The sequence below is a fragment of the Croceitalea sp. MTPC5 genome (assembly GCF_036985505.1).
Lineage (GTDB): Bacteria > Bacteroidota > Bacteroidia > Flavobacteriales > Flavobacteriaceae > Croceitalea.
The window spans coordinates 363,120-379,370 of sequence record NZ_BTGQ01000003.1; the positions used below are offsets into that span (position 1 = coordinate 363,120).

A 16,251-nucleotide genomic window follows, 5' to 3' on the forward strand; every position below is an offset into this window, starting at 1 on the left:
CTTAATCATTTATTTTATATACTTGGGCCTTATCATTGTTGAACGTGACCAAAAGATATTCTTGGCCCTTGAGGGATATTATATTTAAATGGCGAATGGATTTACCGGTGAAATCCAAACCTAAAATATTGCCCAAAATTACGTCATTTTCAGTTTTTATTATCGCACCGGGAAAAGAGTCAAAACGACCTTGGTACGGCTTAACACCAAAATAATTTCCGCCAACTAGGATTTCGGCGGAATCGTCACCATCAAAATCATGTTCTAAAAATTCTATAATAGGAGCGACCTGTAGCTCATTGGAAAAAGGGATAAAACTTAATTTTCCAGCGTCATTTTTAAGATACCCAGATGATAAGGTAGTAACGGTCAAGGTTTCGGCGTTTGACACTTTTTCAGGATCGAGTATTTCATCAATGGACTTACCCGCAAAAGCGCGATACGAATTGAATTTTTTTCGTAAAAAAATCATTTGGGAACTTAAATCATCCAATCCGGATATGGGGTAGTATTTTCCATTTTTTTCAATGGTAGTAATGGTTTCCGTTTGTCCGTTGGCATCAAAATCCCCAAATAACAATTTCATCGGTCTTTCTTTTGAGGCCTTGAATTTTGAGTTTGTACCCCAATTGCCCAAAAGATAATCGGTATCGCCATCACCATCAATGTCAAAGGGTTGAATAGTCTGCCATAGGCCGTTTAAATCCAATTTTTGGGCTTCTTTGAAAGCCCCCTTGTCATTTTTAAAGAATTTAGGTGACATCCATTCCCCGATGATAATAAGGTCAGTATTACCATCGCTGTCAAAATCTTCCCAAATCGCATCGGTCACCATACCTGTTTCTGAGGCCCCAAAATCTTTCACTATGGTGAAAACACCATTTTCATTTTTCAGCAAAAAGGCTTTGGGTGCTGCCCCAAATTTTCCGGTTATGATATGATTGCCTACAAAAATGTCTAAATCACCATCTTCATCGAAATCGAAAGGTTTGATTATTGCCGCATTTTGAAAGTAATCCGGTAAACTCGCTACAACTAGTGTGGTGTCTTTTTGTATATAGTAACTGTCTGATAATGGTTTTGAATCGCCAAAAAAATCCGCTCCCCCAGAAGCGATAAACAGATCATTTTTAGCATCACCATTAAAATCCGCTACTACTGCGGAAATGTCCTCTTTTATAGAATCTTTTGCCAAGGTGGCAAGTTTATGCTTGACAAAAATGGAATCCTTTTGTAAATAGACCGCAGACGGAATATATTTAGAACCCCCGAAAAAGATATCCTCTTTTCCATCATTATTCAAGTCACCAATCGCAACCGCAGGACCTCTATCGGATGCTTTATAAGGCATTAACTTTTCACGGATAAAATCGGTATAGTTATCTTCCCTATGCACAAAATCGATTCCAAGATTGTCTTCTGTTAAGACAAATAGCGGTTTGTTCGTGCTATTGCCCGAATACCTATAGGGTCGTGTGTTATCTGGTGAAATACGCAATGTTTGATTGACATCGATGTTGGTCAAGATCTGATAGGTCTTATCGGGCCATACAATCTTCAAAGAATCGATTTGGGTCGTTTGGGCATAGCCAAAATGTATTATGGGTTCTGATGAGGCTTGAAAACCCCGCGTGGGGAATAGTTCTTTGAATTGCAATCTGCCCTTGTCATATGAATATACTTTGGTGCCGATACCAAAGCTGTTCTTGCCTTCAAAGGCAAGAACGATCTTTAAATAATTAGTGGCGTCATCAGTTTTATTTTCAAGGATCGAGGCAAATTGGTTCATGTTGTTGGTCACAAGGTCAAGATCCCCATCCCCATCTAAATCTCCATAAGCACTGGCCCCTGAGAGAATGGTATCTTTTTGTATCCATGTGCCAGACATATCCTCAAAAATGAGATCTTGTCCACCCTTAAAAATATAATTGTGTGTATTGCCCGAAGGCATTAACTGTAAGGCTTTTTGATCGACTAATTTCGTATTGTCTATCTTTTTTTGGATTTGCTCATTGGAAACGAACTTCACAAAGTCAAGGTCATTGGGCCTCTTTTTGATTCCGTTGGCGACAAACAGGTCTTGTTCCCCATCTTGATCGTAATCGGCAAATAAGGCACTCCAACTCCAATCAGTTGCGGCAATGCCACTTAAGAGGGCGGTTTCCATATATTTACCGTCAGGCTGGTTGACGTACAGCATGTTTCTCGTGAACTGATAATGGTACCCAAACTCTTCAATACGTAGCTTTTGAATTTGAACATTGTCGTCACCTTCAGAGGCTTTTAACACGGTCTCATCTTGAGGTAGCATATCCAAGGATATTAAATCTGGACGCCCGTCATGGTTGATGTCAGCAACGTCACTCCCCATCGAGAAACGACTGGTATGCCCGAAGTAGGTTCTCGAACTTTCAGTGAAAGAACCATCGCCGTTGTTCAAATAGTAGTAATCGTCTTCGTGAAAGTCATTACCGATATATAAATCTGGATACCCATCTAAATTGAAGTCTGAAATTGCCAGTCCTAGTCCATAACTATTGATACCGCCATAAATACCGGCAGATTCGCTCACATCTATGAATTTTCCATCATCATTTCGAAGTAGTTTGTCACCGGTCTCATAGGTTCTCTCATTTCTTAAGCTAGCCTTACCGTAAGAGTTTTGGGTATGTACGGCATGATTGAGAAGGTACAGATCTAGGTCACCATCCAAATCATAATCAAAAAAGGCTGCATTTGAACTGTAAGAGTCAAAATCCAATCCATATTTCGCCGCACTTTCGGTAAAGGTATTATCACCGTTGTTAATGTACAGTTCATTGAATCCGTTAAATCCGTTGATGCCCACAACGGCACAAACATAAATATCTAGAAGTCCATCCCCATTTACATCGGCCATGGTGGTACCTGTGTTCCAAGTACTTTGCCCTTCAATTCCTGCTGTGCTCGATATGTCCTCAAACTGAAGATTGCCCTTATTCAGGTATAGTTTGTTTTTTACTTGATTTCCGGTAAAGAAAATATCGGGTAGTGAATCGTTGTTGATATCGCCTATGGCCACCCCACCACCATTATAAAAATAGAGGTAATCCAGTATATTGAGTTCATCCGATTCAGTGACAAGGTTATTGAATTCAATACCGGTTTTTGAACTATCAATGGAATGGAACAATCGACTTTGATCCGTGCAGCCCATTATGGTAAATGCGAAGAAAAGAATGAAAAGAAGTCTATTCATTTACTGTAAAAATCTTGGGTTTCTCATCATTTATTGCAGCTATGATAAAGGTTTTTCCTTTTTTGTCTTTAAACTGTTTAAGATACTTGACTTCTTCTTTAATGGAAAAACCACTCTTATTATAATCTTGCCACTCAAAACCTAGTTTTCCGTCTCCTAAAAGTACATTGCCATAACTGGCATCAACCCTTGAGAACTGGGGTTTGAACTCAAAATTGTTGCCTGCCATGATCAAGTCTAGATTACCATCGTTATTGATGTCTGAACAAGTAATATCGCATACACACGAGAGCTGCACTCTAGAAGGCAATTCTTTAATTGTGAATTTGCCACCACCTTCATTGATTGCTATTACTGATTTTGAAATACGTGATTCTTTTACTATGGCGTTATCCATAGCCTCTTTTGAAAAAAGCTCATGTATCGTTCTGCGGGCATAATCAGAGGCTTTTAGATTTTCCTTCTTTAACGAAACAATTTGCTCCGTTAGCTCCTTTTTTTGGTGTATGGGATAATCTCCTCCTTCAAAATTCTGTGTCACAATTTGTTCTAATGTGCCATTGCCATCAAAATCATTGATGTACATTTTCATAGGATGGCCCTCTCTTGGTTGGTAGTGTAAATTCAAACCCATATTTCCTAAAATAAGGTCTTTATCACCGTCATTGTCTAAATCAACTGCCTCAACGGTGTTCCACCACCCATGTAAACTGTCTAAATTTGTTTTCAATTTTGTCAGCCTACGACCTGTGTTTTTGTAAATTTTCGGGGTGTCCCATTCGGCGGTTATGATAAGATCTTCTTTGCCATCACCGTCAATATCGGCCCAAGTGGAATGTGTGACCATACCGGCATCTTTGAGTTCGTAGCCCAATCTTTCCGTAGCATCTGTAAAGGTACCATCACCTTGATTCTCCAATAGTAAATGATCCGGTGATATGCCATAAACACTAACCACACTTCTTGAGCCAATAAACACATCCACATCACCATCACCATCAAAATCATTGGTAGCTATGGTAGCCATATTTTTAAAGGTAGAAGGAAGTTCGTTCGGTGATTTCGTGAAATTTCCTTTTCCATCATTCAAATAAAGTCTTGGGCTGTAAGTACGTTGTAAATTATAGTTGTTCCCCCCCGAAGCAACCATTAAGTCTTGATCACCATCTTGATCTGCGTCAAAGAAAGCAGCGGCAACATCTTCAAAAGACTTGTCTTTTTCAAAGGCCTTGATCTTTTTCGGGGCCACTCTACCATTACCGCTATGGGTATATAATGTTGCCGATTGGTTCTCGGCACCTCCAATGAAGAAATCCTCATGACCATCACCATTCACATCTGCAATTGCCAATGAGGGCCCCTCTTGTGAGAGTTTTTTATAGATTAAGCCCTCGTAATCGAAATCATTGTAATTATTTTCATCATGGGCTATTAATGATGATGCGTTTACTTCTTTCAAATACGCTTCGTTGCCGCCCGGTTTTGACACAATGTACATGTCATTTGCATCCTCCCAATTTAAGGTCAGGGTTTGATTTGCATTTAGATTTTCCAGTTTTTGGGTTGCGTCGTCAGGCCAAATGACTCGAATGGAATCCAGTTGTTTGATTTGTCCTAAACCCACCGTCATATCATATTCCATTGAAGATTGAAACCCCCGTGAAGGTATGAGTTCTTGGTTAATGATGTTGTCGTCAAAATAGAATTTGACCAATGCACCGATACCAAAAGGATTCTTATCCTTACCCTTAAATTGTACTTTGATGTAGTTGTTTTCTTCAAACTCATTGGTATTGTTTCGGTACACAAAAGTTTCGGTATTTACATTGTTTATGATCAAGTCGAGATCCCCATCATTGTCTAAATCCCCATAGGCTGCGCCATTTGAACGTGTGGGTAGGTCAAACCCCCATTCTACATTGGCATTTTTAAATGTAATATCACCATTGTTTTTATAGGCGTAATTATGTTGGGGCTTTATGGGCATTTTATTGATTATCGAATCAATGGATTCTTTTCTACCGGTCAATGCCATTTTTTGGATAATCTCATTGGCGAAAAAATCGACGAAGTCTAAATCGGTCAAGTCATGGTTGATGCCATTGGTTACGAAAATATCTTTCAGTCCGTCATTATCCATGTCGAACATGAGTCCGGCCCAGCTCCAATCGGTGGCGTGAACCCCGCTATAATAAGCGATTTCAGAAAAAGTACCGTTGCCGTTGTTGAGTTGTAAGGTATTTTGAATGTATTGTTGGTAAAAATCTTTTTCCCTTTTTAGGTCAAAAACATTGTAACCCTCAAATTCCATAACCGATTTCACCCTTTCATCTGGTTCAGGAAGCATATCGGTTATAAAGATATCATTATGGCCATCGTTATTGATGTCGGCAATATCGATACCCATGGCAGAGAGGCTTAGATGCGAAGTGTAGTTTTTGATTTCTTCGGTGAAAGTACCATCTTTTTGGTTGATGTATAAATAATCACGCTCGTAGAAGTCGTTGGAGACATAAATGTCTGGGTATCGGTCATTGTTAATGTCGGTCACTAAAACCCCGAGGCCAAAACCGATAAGGCTTCCATAGATACCGGCATCTTCACTTACATCGACAAATTTTCCATCATCATTACGTAAAAGCATATCACCAACGCCCCTAAAAATGTGGGGTACCCCCTCCCAATCTTGGGCCCGTACCTCACGTTGTTCCGCATAACCAAGGCTACTGACGGGGATATTACTGTTATTTAGAATATAGGCATCAAGGTCGCCATCTTTATCATAGTCAAAGAACGAAGCATGGGTTGAAAAACCTGTTTTCGCAAGGTTGTACTCACTGGCCTTTTCAGTAAACGTAAGATTCCCATTGTTGATGTATAGATCATTGTCGTGATTGTTTCCTTCAAGATTACCAGCGTTACTGACATAAATATCCAATAGACCATCGGCGTTGACATCAACCATAACCACACCTGTCGACCATGGCTTGTTACCAGATACGCCGGCTTTTTCCGATATGTCCTCAAACTTGAAATCCCCTTTGTTGAGGTAGAGTTTATTAGGTTCCATATTACCGGTCAGGTAAATGTCGGAAAGGCCATCATTATTGATATCGCCTATGGCCACTCCACCACCATTATAGAAATTTCGGTATTTGAAAATATTGAAGTTTTTCTGATTCTCCACTTTATTGACAAAATCCACCCCGGTCTCGGTAGGTTTAAGCAAGGTGAATAGGGTAGCTTCCACTTCAGGTTTTTTATCTATCACCTCTTTTTTACAGGCATTTAGAAAAATAAGGAACAATCCTAAAATCAATAATCTCATTTTCATTTGTCTTGATTCTTTTTAGCTATAAACAAAGGAGCTTTGTTGTTTCTTCCAATCACATACCGTTCTTGATTGTTTACTTTGATTTTCTGTATGTTTCTTGACGCCCCTTCAATATGCAACGATGGATTTTTCTGCCAGAAAAACCCGCCATTTTTATCATTTTGCAAAATTACTCCACGTAGCGCATCTAATCTACCCAACTGGGTACTTATTTCATAATCATTGCCAATAATTAACAAGTCTTTATAGCCATCTGAATTTACGTCATCAAATAGCATATCGCGTACAGTTGACGATTGGGCAATTCTTGGGAAGTTGTGTTTAGCGAATTTTCCATCTCCGGTATTTTCGAAGTAACTGCTCTCTAAAAGATAGACTTTCTTTTGTTGCGCGTTATCAAGCTCTTTTTGACCAAATAATTCTGGTACGGATGCCTTTGCGAAGCTTTTGTAAGACAGAAACTTTTTGTTGAGGTAGGGCATTTGTTTTACCAATTCATCTTTTGAGGCAAATGGTGTTTCCGTTTGGTCATGAAAATACGTTACCAGGGGTTCTACAGATCCATTTTGATCAAAATCTGCGAGATATAAGGTAATAGGATATTCATTATTGGCTTTAAATTTTGTATTCAGCCCCCAATTACCGCAAAAAATATCCAAATCCCCATCATTGTCATAATCATTTACGGCAATGCTATTCCACCAGCCGTGGGTCTTCGAAAGACTTTGGCCGTTTTGCAGCTCAAAGGTGGAACCTTTGTTCAAGAAAATGGAGATTGGCATCCAATGCCCGACGACCATAAAATCCGTCAAACCATCTTGGTCCACATCTGCAACCACAATATCTTTGACATTGCCAATATATTCAAAATCAGGGGCAACGCGATTAGTAACATCCAAAAACCCATCTTTTCCATTGTTTTGAAAGATGAATTGTTTTGGCGTAACGCCATATTTGGATGGTTGTTGGTCTGCCGTTATAATGATGTCATTGTCATTATCATTATCATAATCAAGGGCTACAACTTTAGAGGCATTTAAGGAAATTCCTGAAAACATACCGTCTTTTCTAAATAGCACTCCACTCTCGTTTTTATAAAATCGGGGTTGTAGCGGTTTCCCGTTTAGAAATTCATTTCCTCCACTAACCACCAGCAAATCTAGATCACCATCGTTGTCTGAATCAAAAAAAAGACTTTCAACATCTTCGTTGATGGCATCTTCATTAAAAAGGTCTTGTTGACTTAAAGAAAAGTTCCCACCTTCTCTTTGAATATATAGCGATGAAGCTTGTCTTTTTGCCCCATTTATAAAAATATCATCGAGACCGTCATCGTTGATATCGGCAATCGCTATTCCCGGACCCTCGTTGGAAGCGGCGAAGGGGATTAAAGGTTGTCTATCAAAATCTAAAGAGACGGCCTCTTTATGGACGAAGTTCAATACGGAATCAATTCTTTGAAATTGGGTATAGTGTGTTGAATTGTCATCTTGTTCCACGTCAATGGCATTTTTTTGTGATAGTTTTAATATGGTATTTGCCTTAACCGATGTCAGGGTTTGGTAGGTTCTATTCGGCCATATGACTTTAAGGCTATCCAAAATACTATCTTTTCCTAAACCGAAGTAAATCCTATTATCCTTGGCGGAGAGATATCCTTTCGTTGTAAAGTGCTCCCTTACCTGTAGTTTTGAGTCTTGATAAGCTATCAGTTTACTACCTACACCGAAGGGATTATTTTGTTTGCCTTCAAGCATAACGGTAAGTGAATAATTTTCATTTGAGGTATTCTCAAGAATATAAGCAGGTTCGTTTATGTTGTTTACAATGATATCTAGATCGCCATCATTGTCCAGGTCTGAATAGGTGCAACCATTGCTAAAGGATGGATTACCATCAAGCCATGCTTCACTTGTATCCGAAAAAGTGAGGTCTCCATTGTTTCTGAAAAAATAATTAGGTGCTTTTTTGATTGGAAGCTCATTTACCAAGGGCATATCACTTGAGGTCATACCAGAGTCGATACGCCTTTGGATATTTTCATTGGCTATGAAATTCATATAATCCATATCATTGGTGGCTCCCTTGATTCCATTTGAAATGTAGGCGTCGTTGTAACCGTCATTATCAAAATCCGCTATGAGTGCACCCCACGACCATTCTGTAGCAGCGATGCCGCTAAGATTGCCAATTTGGGCAAAATTGGCATCCCCTAAGTTGAGGTGTAATGTATTTTGCATGTACTGTGGTGCAAAACCTTGATTAAGGTATTGGCGATATATAGGGTAAGGGTATTCCAACCCTGAGGTTTTATAGGTTTCTAGGTTTTCTGGCAACATGTCAAGTGAAACAATGTCCATTTGTCCATCATTATTGATGTCTGCAATGTCATTTCCCATTGAAAAGTGGGAGGTGTTTCCTAGTTTTTCATCATTTTCAGAGATAATTTCACGAAACGTGCCATTTTTTTGGTTGATGTAGAGGTAATCATTTTCAAAAAAATCGTTTCCCACATAAATATCCGGATAACCGTCGTTATTTAGATCGCTGATGGATAAATCCAATCCATAACCGGATTTACCTTGATAGATTCCGGCTTGGGAACTCACATCATTGAAATAACCGTTTACATTTTCGTATATGCGGTCACCTGATAGGGAATCCACTTTTTTGCGTAACACTCCGCGGCCGTAATTTCTATTTGGGTGTACCGAGTGGTTGAGCAGGTACATATCGAGATCTCCATCAAGGTCAAAATCAAAAAAGGCAGATTGCGTTGAAAGTCCTTCAAAGTCCAATCCATAATCTTTTGCACTTTCTTTAAAGGTAGGTATGCCGTTTGCGTTGATACCTTGATTGATGTATAATTTGTTTTGGCCTTTTAGATTACGATATCCCGCAGCCTGACAGACGTAAATATCCAACAAACCGTCATTATTGATATCTACTTGGGTAGCACCGGTATTCCAACCATCGGAGGACATCAAGTTGGACTCTGCCGTAACGTTGACGAACTGAAACTTGCCTTTGTTTAAATAGAGTTGATTTGGTATTTGATTACCTACGAAATAGATATCCACTAAAGAATCATTGTTAAAGTCTGCGGTAACTACACCGGCACCATTATAGTAATAGAGGTAATTGAGGATGTTGAGTTCTGGCGAATCTAGAAGGGTGTTCGAAAAGGTAATGGTGGTTTGTGTGGATGGTACTTTGACAAACTTTCTTTCGGACTTGGAACTACAAGAAAATAAAAGGCTTAAAAAGCCAAATAGTATGATAATCCGTCGCATGGTTCTCATCGTCAAAATAGGGCGCCAATATAAGTAATCTAAATAAAAGTATAAAGAATTACAATAGTCCAAATATGTTACATTAAGATGTGTTAAAGGCCAATGGTTGCGTAGGATATTTACAATGCTATTTTGAAACATAAAAAAACCCTGACTTTTTAAAGTCAGGGTTTTTATTTTATCCTCAAACTTGATTAGTATCCAGGGTTCTGGGTCAAGTTAGGGTTTGCCAATAATTGTGGCAGTGGAATCGGGAACAACAATCTGGTTGCATTTCCAGTTTCCGCGGAACTTTTAAATTCCCATCCTCTGAGGTACTGTCCAAAACGAATCATATCGTTTCTTCTCCAACCTTCAACGAACAATTCCCTTGCTCTTTCATCGGCCAATTCTGCCTCATTCACGTCACCAAGAGGAGCAGCACCCCTGATGGTACGTAATTCGTTGACCATAGCAGTAGCATTACCGCCACTTCTTAGCATTGCTTCAGCTCTCATTAAGTGGGCGTCTGCATAACGGAATTGAATACTGTGTCCTGTGAAACCTCCAAAACGTGGGTTATACTTGATAACACGAATACCCGTTTGCTCGTTGTTACTAATTAGGTTAGGAGCTCCGGTTCCATCCACAAATTCCCTAGAAAATTGTAGCGGGGCACCTTGTCTATCGTTAACAGCAGAACCGTCTAAGTTGTATTGTTGACCAATAAGGAAACCAAAACCAACGTTTGAACCAACTTCAAAACCATCTTCGTCTTCGGTACCTTCCCTGTCAGTAAAAGGTAGACCTTCACTTGGCACACCACCTCTACGCTCTTCTTGACCATCTAATGGTGTCAAATCAGTTTCCACGGCGTTACTGTTGGGGTCTCCTTCAAATAAATCATAATATTCGGCCAATGTACTGAAACCATTCCAACCACCTCCACCAATGCTGGTAGAATTATAATGTAATGTGTTGAAAATTCGGTTACCTACAGCAGCAGGTGTAAACCATATGGTCTCGCTATCTGTAGAATTTTGAAATATTTCAAAATAGCCTTGTTGTAAGGCAAATCCATCACCTGTTATTGCATCTACCAAAGAAATAACTTCGGCCATGTCAGCAGGGTTTGGTGTTCCGCCGCCACCGGTTAACTGGTTATCATAAATATGACGATTCAACAGAACTTTGGCCCTTAAAAAACGTGCTGCCGCCTTGCTGGCTCTTTCCAAATCATCTCCTGCTCCAGCTGCTACCGTAGGTAGACCTTGAATTGCAGTGTCTAAATCAGCTAAAATGAAATTTACAGCTTCCGCACCGGTCAATACCGTAGGAAAATCATTTAGGGGTGCCGTAGCTTCCCTAAAGGGTACTTGACCATAAAGATCTAAAATCGTCCACATTGAATACGCCCTTAAAAAAGATGCTTCAGCAACATCCAATGGAGTCGGGCTACTTAAAGGATCTAAAATCTGGGTTGCTACTAATTGGTTCTGATTGAACTGCTCGAAAGGGGTAAGAATGTCGGTTTCCTGTAATCCCCATTCATGTTGGTGCAATTTTCTCCAGCGACCATTATCTCCCCAATCCGCACCACGGGTCGGAATTAGTAATGCATCCGTGGTTACCTCGCGCATGGCATAGACATTTGCTTGGTCACCCAACTGGCCAGAAATACTACCGTATAACTGGGTTACGGCACTAGCAGGATCTGCCAAGCCTTCAAATTCACCTGTGCCGCCTACAGCATCATCCAATTCTACCTCTAAATCGGTACAGGAGCTTGCCCCTACAAGAGCGGCAAAGGATAATAAATAAATTTTGATTTGATTTCTTTTCATGATTTAACAATTTTTTAATTAAAATCTGGCATTGATTCCAAATGTAACGGTCAAAGGATTCGGGAAAGCTGACCAATCTATACCACGGGTTGGTAAGTTAGATGAGTTCAAAGATCCCGTTGCAACAGATACCTCTGGGTCTATACCACTGTAATCAGTAATTAAGAATAGGTTCTGTCCATTTAACGTTAATCGCAAACTTTTCAAAGCACTATCATCCTTTAGAGGCCAATTGTAACCAATGGTTGCGTTTTGTAAACGAACATAATCACCACTTTCTAAAAATCTAGTGGAAACCGCAGTTGAAGCACCAGGATCCTCGCCACTGGTAAGTACATCTTGTGTTACGTTACGGGAAGTACCTAACTGTCCAGCATTGAAGAAGGAATTGGCCGTATTGTTATATACTGAAAAGCCAAATTGTCCTTGGAAATATGTGCTGAAGTCCCAGTTTTTAATACTTAGGTTTAGAGAAAGACCAGAAGTCCAATCAGGTAATGCATCTTCACCAACAAAAGTCCTATCGGCATCAGGGTCACCAACACCATTACCGTCGAAGTCCGTATATATTGGGTTTCCAGTGCTATCGAAGCCTTCAAAGACGGCCATAAAATATGAGAATAATGACCTACCTTCTTGAAAACGTTGTGCAAATGCCCCAGAAAGACCAGGACCGTTGATTGGGCCTGCATCAATAGGAATGGAGAAGTTTTGAACTTCGTTCTCATTGTAGGCTACATTGAAGGCAGCTGAGAAGGTCACATCTTCCGTTTGGATAAAGTCATAATTCAAAGCAACTTCCACACCTTTGTTCACAACCTCTGCATCAGTGTTGTCAAATCGTGTTGCCGAGTTTGATGGAAAAGCGGCAGGAGTCAGTAATAAAAGATCGGTTGTCGTTCGGTTATAGACGTCAACACTACCATTAAAACGATCGTTGTTAAATCCAAAATCAACCCCAACATTAAATTCCGTAGTTGGCTCCCACTGTAAATCAGGGTTTGGAGCAGCTGTGATAATGAGGCCAGGACGGATGATTTCTTGGTTGAATTGAATTCCGTTTACTGGGAATTGCTGAACAAATCTAGAATCGTTCGGTCCTAAACCATCTTGGTTACCGGTCACACCCGCACTTAATCTAAGTTTTAATGTGGAAACATTCTCACCTACAAAATCTTCCTCGGCAATTTGCCAAGCAAAAGCACCAGAAGGGAAATAACCATATTGGTTGTTTTCACCAAATCTTGAAGAACCATCCGCTCTAAAAGTACCCGTAAAGATGTACTTGTCATTAATAGTGACATTTGCCCTACCAAAGAATGATTGCAGTTCTGTGGTGAAATCAAACAAATCTACATATAAGGCGTTTACCTCCCTAGAAAATCCAAAAGGAGTTGTGCCTGATGTATTGTCGGGATCATTGAAAAACAAATCTAGATTAGTAGAATTTATGTCATATAAGAATTGGTCTAAATTATCAGTGTTTTCAATAGTGGCTTGAGCATCTTTGGTAGTCGCTAGCAAATCTCGACCCATTTCATCTAAATCGGAAGTACCAAATCCTCTACCTTGGGCACTTCTACCGAAAGTCCTAAAATCTTGATAGGCATAACCACCAACAACGTTCAAACTAACGTTTCCGAAATCTTTTTGATAGGTCAATGTAGCTTCCAAGGTTTGGTTGTCGTTTTCCAAAGTATTGAAGGTTCCAAAACCAAGACCAGATACTCCATTGAAACTTAACAAATCAGCAGACAGTACAGAAATGTTGTCAGATTTTGAACGGTCATAACCAACATTTATCTTACCGGTCAGTTCAGGAGTGAAATCATATTCAACCGCCCCATTCAATAAGAATCTGTTGGTGTTGGTTTGAATCTGTGACTCCGCCAAATAGTTTGCTGGATTGATTTGCGTACCGGCTCCTTGGAAGGTTGGGCTATTTGGCCATGTTGGGTTTGCGGAATAGGCAGCACCCAAAATATCCCCTCTAAATCCGGCTTGTGGACCTGTTGGTGGCTGATCTCTGTTAACTCGGGCAACAGAACCTTGAAAAGAGAATCTTAATTTATCATCTAAAAAGCGTTGCGACCAATTAACGCGACCTGTAATACGTTCAAATTCAGATTTTTCAACAACACCGAATTGCTTTTGGTATCCAAAGGTCGTTCTAATGTTTCCTGAACCGTAATTTTGTGAATAAGAGAGGTTTTGATTCGTGGATGCAGCAGTTCTAGTGACAACATCTTGCCAGTTGGTATTGGCACCAAAGTCATTTGCTGCAGCACTGCCTCCAAATTGAGGGATTGCTTCTAAATATTCTTCCCTGTTCAAGAGGTCAAATTGTCTTACCGGGGTAGAAACGCTAAGGTTTGAAGAGAATTCCCATGTTCCTCCGGTTCCTCCTCCTCTACCACTCTTGGTAGTAATGATCACAACACCGTTGGCACCCCTTGTACCATAAATAGCGGTAGCGGATGCATCTTTAAGGATACTGATGCTTTCGATGTCATTAGGATTTAAAAAACTTAAAGGGTTACCGACCTCGGCATCATTACCGCCTCCATCTGCAGAGGTAGAACCTTGTGCATCGATATTGGCACCTAAAAGCGGAATCCCATCAACTACGAATAGTGGATTGTTATTTGCCCGAACGGAATTTGAACCCCTTATGTTCACTGAAATTCCGGCTCCAGGCTCCCCACTGTTTTGTTGGATGTTAACACCAGCAGTCTTACCTTGAATCAATTGTTCCGGTGAAGTGATTACACCACCATTGAAGTCCTCAGAGGTTACGGCGGCAACAGAACCAGTTGCATCTTTTACCGTAGTTTGACCATATCCGATGATAACAACCTCATCCAACGCCGTGGCATCTTCTTCAAGGGTCACGCTAATTGACGTTCTACCATTTACCGCAGTTTCAAATGTCTTGAAACCAATGTAACTGAATACAAGGGTAGCATCACTACCGACATCATTTAAAGTGTAATTACCATCAAAGTCTGTTTGGGTACCATTAGTGGTACCTTTTACCAAGACACTAGCCCCTGGTAATGGTCCATTGGCATCAGAAACAGTACCTGATACCGTCTGGGCTTGAATCGCTCCGAAGCAAATAAATGCCCCAAGCAATAGTAAGCCTTTAAGCAGCCTAATCTTCATAAATAATTAATTTTAAGTTTAGTTAATTTAAATTCAAGAGTTAAACATATACAAAAAAAGTGTTAAAACGCTATGATAACAGGAGTTTGCCATTCACGAAAACGGTTTCGTGTTAATAACTTTGAGTTAGTGCCATCATAATAATTCCAGCCACTTTTAATTTCCATATTCACAAGAAAATCGTGCGAAATATATGAAATATGCCGAACTTCCGCCAAATATACGGGTTTTTATTTTTGGCAATTCGAACGTTTCGAAATAGGATTTATCGGTTTTGTTAAAATATAGGTCTAAATTTTCACATTCATTTTTAATGGTTAATTTCAAAAAATTAACATTTAGCGTATTGTCTTGAAACAAAAAATAACCTTAAAACATATCGCAAAAGAGTTGGATGTATCCATCTCTACCGTATCCAAGGCCTTAAAGAACAGTGAGGAAATTAGCAGGGATACTAAGGAGAAGATACAGGCTTTTGCCAAACTCTATAATTACAAACCGAATAACATCGCGATTAGTTTAAAAAACAAGCGTACCAAGAATATAGGGGTAATCATACCTGATATTGTCCACCATTTTTTTACGACGGTTATACGCGGTGTCGAAAAATTTGCGAATAGCAAAGGTTACAATGTTATTGTATGCCTATCTGATGAATCGTTCGATAAAGAGGTCATCAATATGGAGATGTTGGCCAACGGTAGTATAGATGGTTTTATCATGTCATTATCTTCCGGTACCCAAGAAAAGAATGATTACAATCACCTTAAAGAAGTTACCGAGCAAGGTATACCATTGGTATTGTTTGATCGCATAACCAATCAAGTGGAGTGTGACAAAGTTGTGATTGATGATAAAATGGGGGCGTATTTGGCCACAAAAAAACTAATCGATCAAGGTAGAAGGCATATTGCCCTGATTACCACTAAAAATTATTTAAGTGTCAGTAAGGCCAGGGCAGAAGGTTATTTTAAGGCACTTGCCGATAATGGTCTGCCGGTGAATGAGGATATCATCCTTAAAATGCCGTCGATGAACATCGCCGACGAAGATTTGCTCAAAAGCTTTTTTCAAGAATCAAAAGTTGATGCCGTACTATGTGTCAATGAAATATTTGCCATTTCAGCAATGCGTATAGCCAAGCAATTGGGGGTAACGATACCCGAAGATGTTTGTTTTATCGGCTTCACAGATGGGCTTTTATCGAAATACGCGAACCCCAGTTTGACGGCAATTGCCCAACATGGTGAGAGAATGGGTGAAATTTCGGCTCAGATGCTTATTGAGAAAATTGAAAGTGAAAATGAGGAGGAAAGCTACAAAACGGAGATTTTAGAGCCAACCCTAATTGAACGTGACTCCACAATTAATTAATTTTGTCCAAAATTTTAAAGTTTT

At 39.8% G+C, this 16,251-nt stretch carries 6 protein-coding genes; 1 reads left to right on the top strand and 5 read right to left on the bottom strand.

Translation table 11 applies throughout. From position 1 onward, the window contains the following. Nucleotide 1: 1 nt before the first annotated feature. The 5 genes from AACM45_RS11640 to AACM45_RS11660 all read right to left on the bottom strand — a co-directional run bounded on the left by AACM45_RS11640 (nt 2) and on the right by AACM45_RS11660 (nt 14,853). A complete protein-coding gene (locus AACM45_RS11640; protein ID WP_339142845.1) occupies nt 2-3,238 on the bottom strand; it encodes a VCBS repeat-containing protein in 3,237 nt (1,078 codons plus the stop codon). Continuing rightward, a complete protein-coding gene (locus AACM45_RS11645; protein ID WP_339142846.1) occupies nt 3,231-6,572 on the bottom strand; it encodes a VCBS repeat-containing protein in 3,342 nt (1,113 codons plus the stop codon). The genes AACM45_RS11640 and AACM45_RS11645 overlap by 8 nt, the downstream gene beginning before the upstream one ends. Further along, on the bottom strand, nt 6,569-9,865 hold the full coding sequence (locus tag AACM45_RS11650) for a VCBS repeat-containing protein (RefSeq protein ID WP_339142847.1): 3,297 nt from the start codon (nt 9,863-9,865) through the stop codon (nt 6,569-6,571). Before AACM45_RS11650 ends, AACM45_RS11645 begins: the two co-directional genes overlap by 4 nt. Nucleotides 9,866-10,059: 194 nt before the next feature. Next, nucleotides 10,060-11,688 carry a RagB/SusD family nutrient uptake outer membrane protein gene (locus AACM45_RS11655; RefSeq protein WP_339142848.1) on the bottom strand — a complete coding sequence of 543 codons (1,629 nt, stop codon included), beginning with the start codon at nt 11,686-11,688 and terminating at the stop codon, nt 10,060-10,062. A gap of 18 nt (nt 11,689-11,706) precedes the next feature. Further along, nucleotides 11,707-14,853 carry a SusC/RagA family TonB-linked outer membrane protein gene (locus AACM45_RS11660; RefSeq protein ID WP_339142850.1) on the bottom strand — a complete coding sequence of 1,049 codons (3,147 nt, stop codon included), beginning with the start codon at nt 14,851-14,853 and terminating at the stop codon, nt 11,707-11,709. 351 nt (nt 14,854-15,204) lie between these two features. Here AACM45_RS11660 and AACM45_RS11665 point away from each other — a divergent pair, with 351 nt between their 5' ends. Continuing rightward, a complete protein-coding gene (locus tag AACM45_RS11665; protein WP_339142851.1) occupies nt 15,205-16,227 on the top strand; it encodes a LacI family DNA-binding transcriptional regulator in 1,023 nt (340 codons plus the stop codon). Nucleotides 16,228-16,251 lie beyond the last annotated feature (24 nt).

Excerpts from the sequence above, each read along its gene's own strand:
- AACM45_RS11645 (WP_339142846.1), bottom strand. The coding sequence starts at position 6,572 with ATGAAAATGAGATTATTGATTTTAGGATTGTTCCTTATTTTTCTAAAT.
- AACM45_RS11660 (WP_339142850.1), bottom strand. The coding sequence starts at position 14,853 with ATGAAGATTAGGCTGCTTAAAGGCTTACTATTGCTTGGGGCATTTATT.
- AACM45_RS11650 (WP_339142847.1), bottom strand. The coding sequence starts at position 9,865 with ATGCGACGGATTATCATACTATTTGGCTTTTTAAGCCTTTTATTTTCT.
- AACM45_RS11640 (WP_339142845.1), bottom strand. The coding sequence starts at position 3,238 with ATGAATAGACTTCTTTTCATTCTTTTCTTCGCATTTACCATAATGGGC.
- AACM45_RS11655 (WP_339142848.1), bottom strand. The coding sequence starts at position 11,688 with ATGAAAAGAAATCAAATCAAAATTTATTTATTATCCTTTGCCGCTCTT.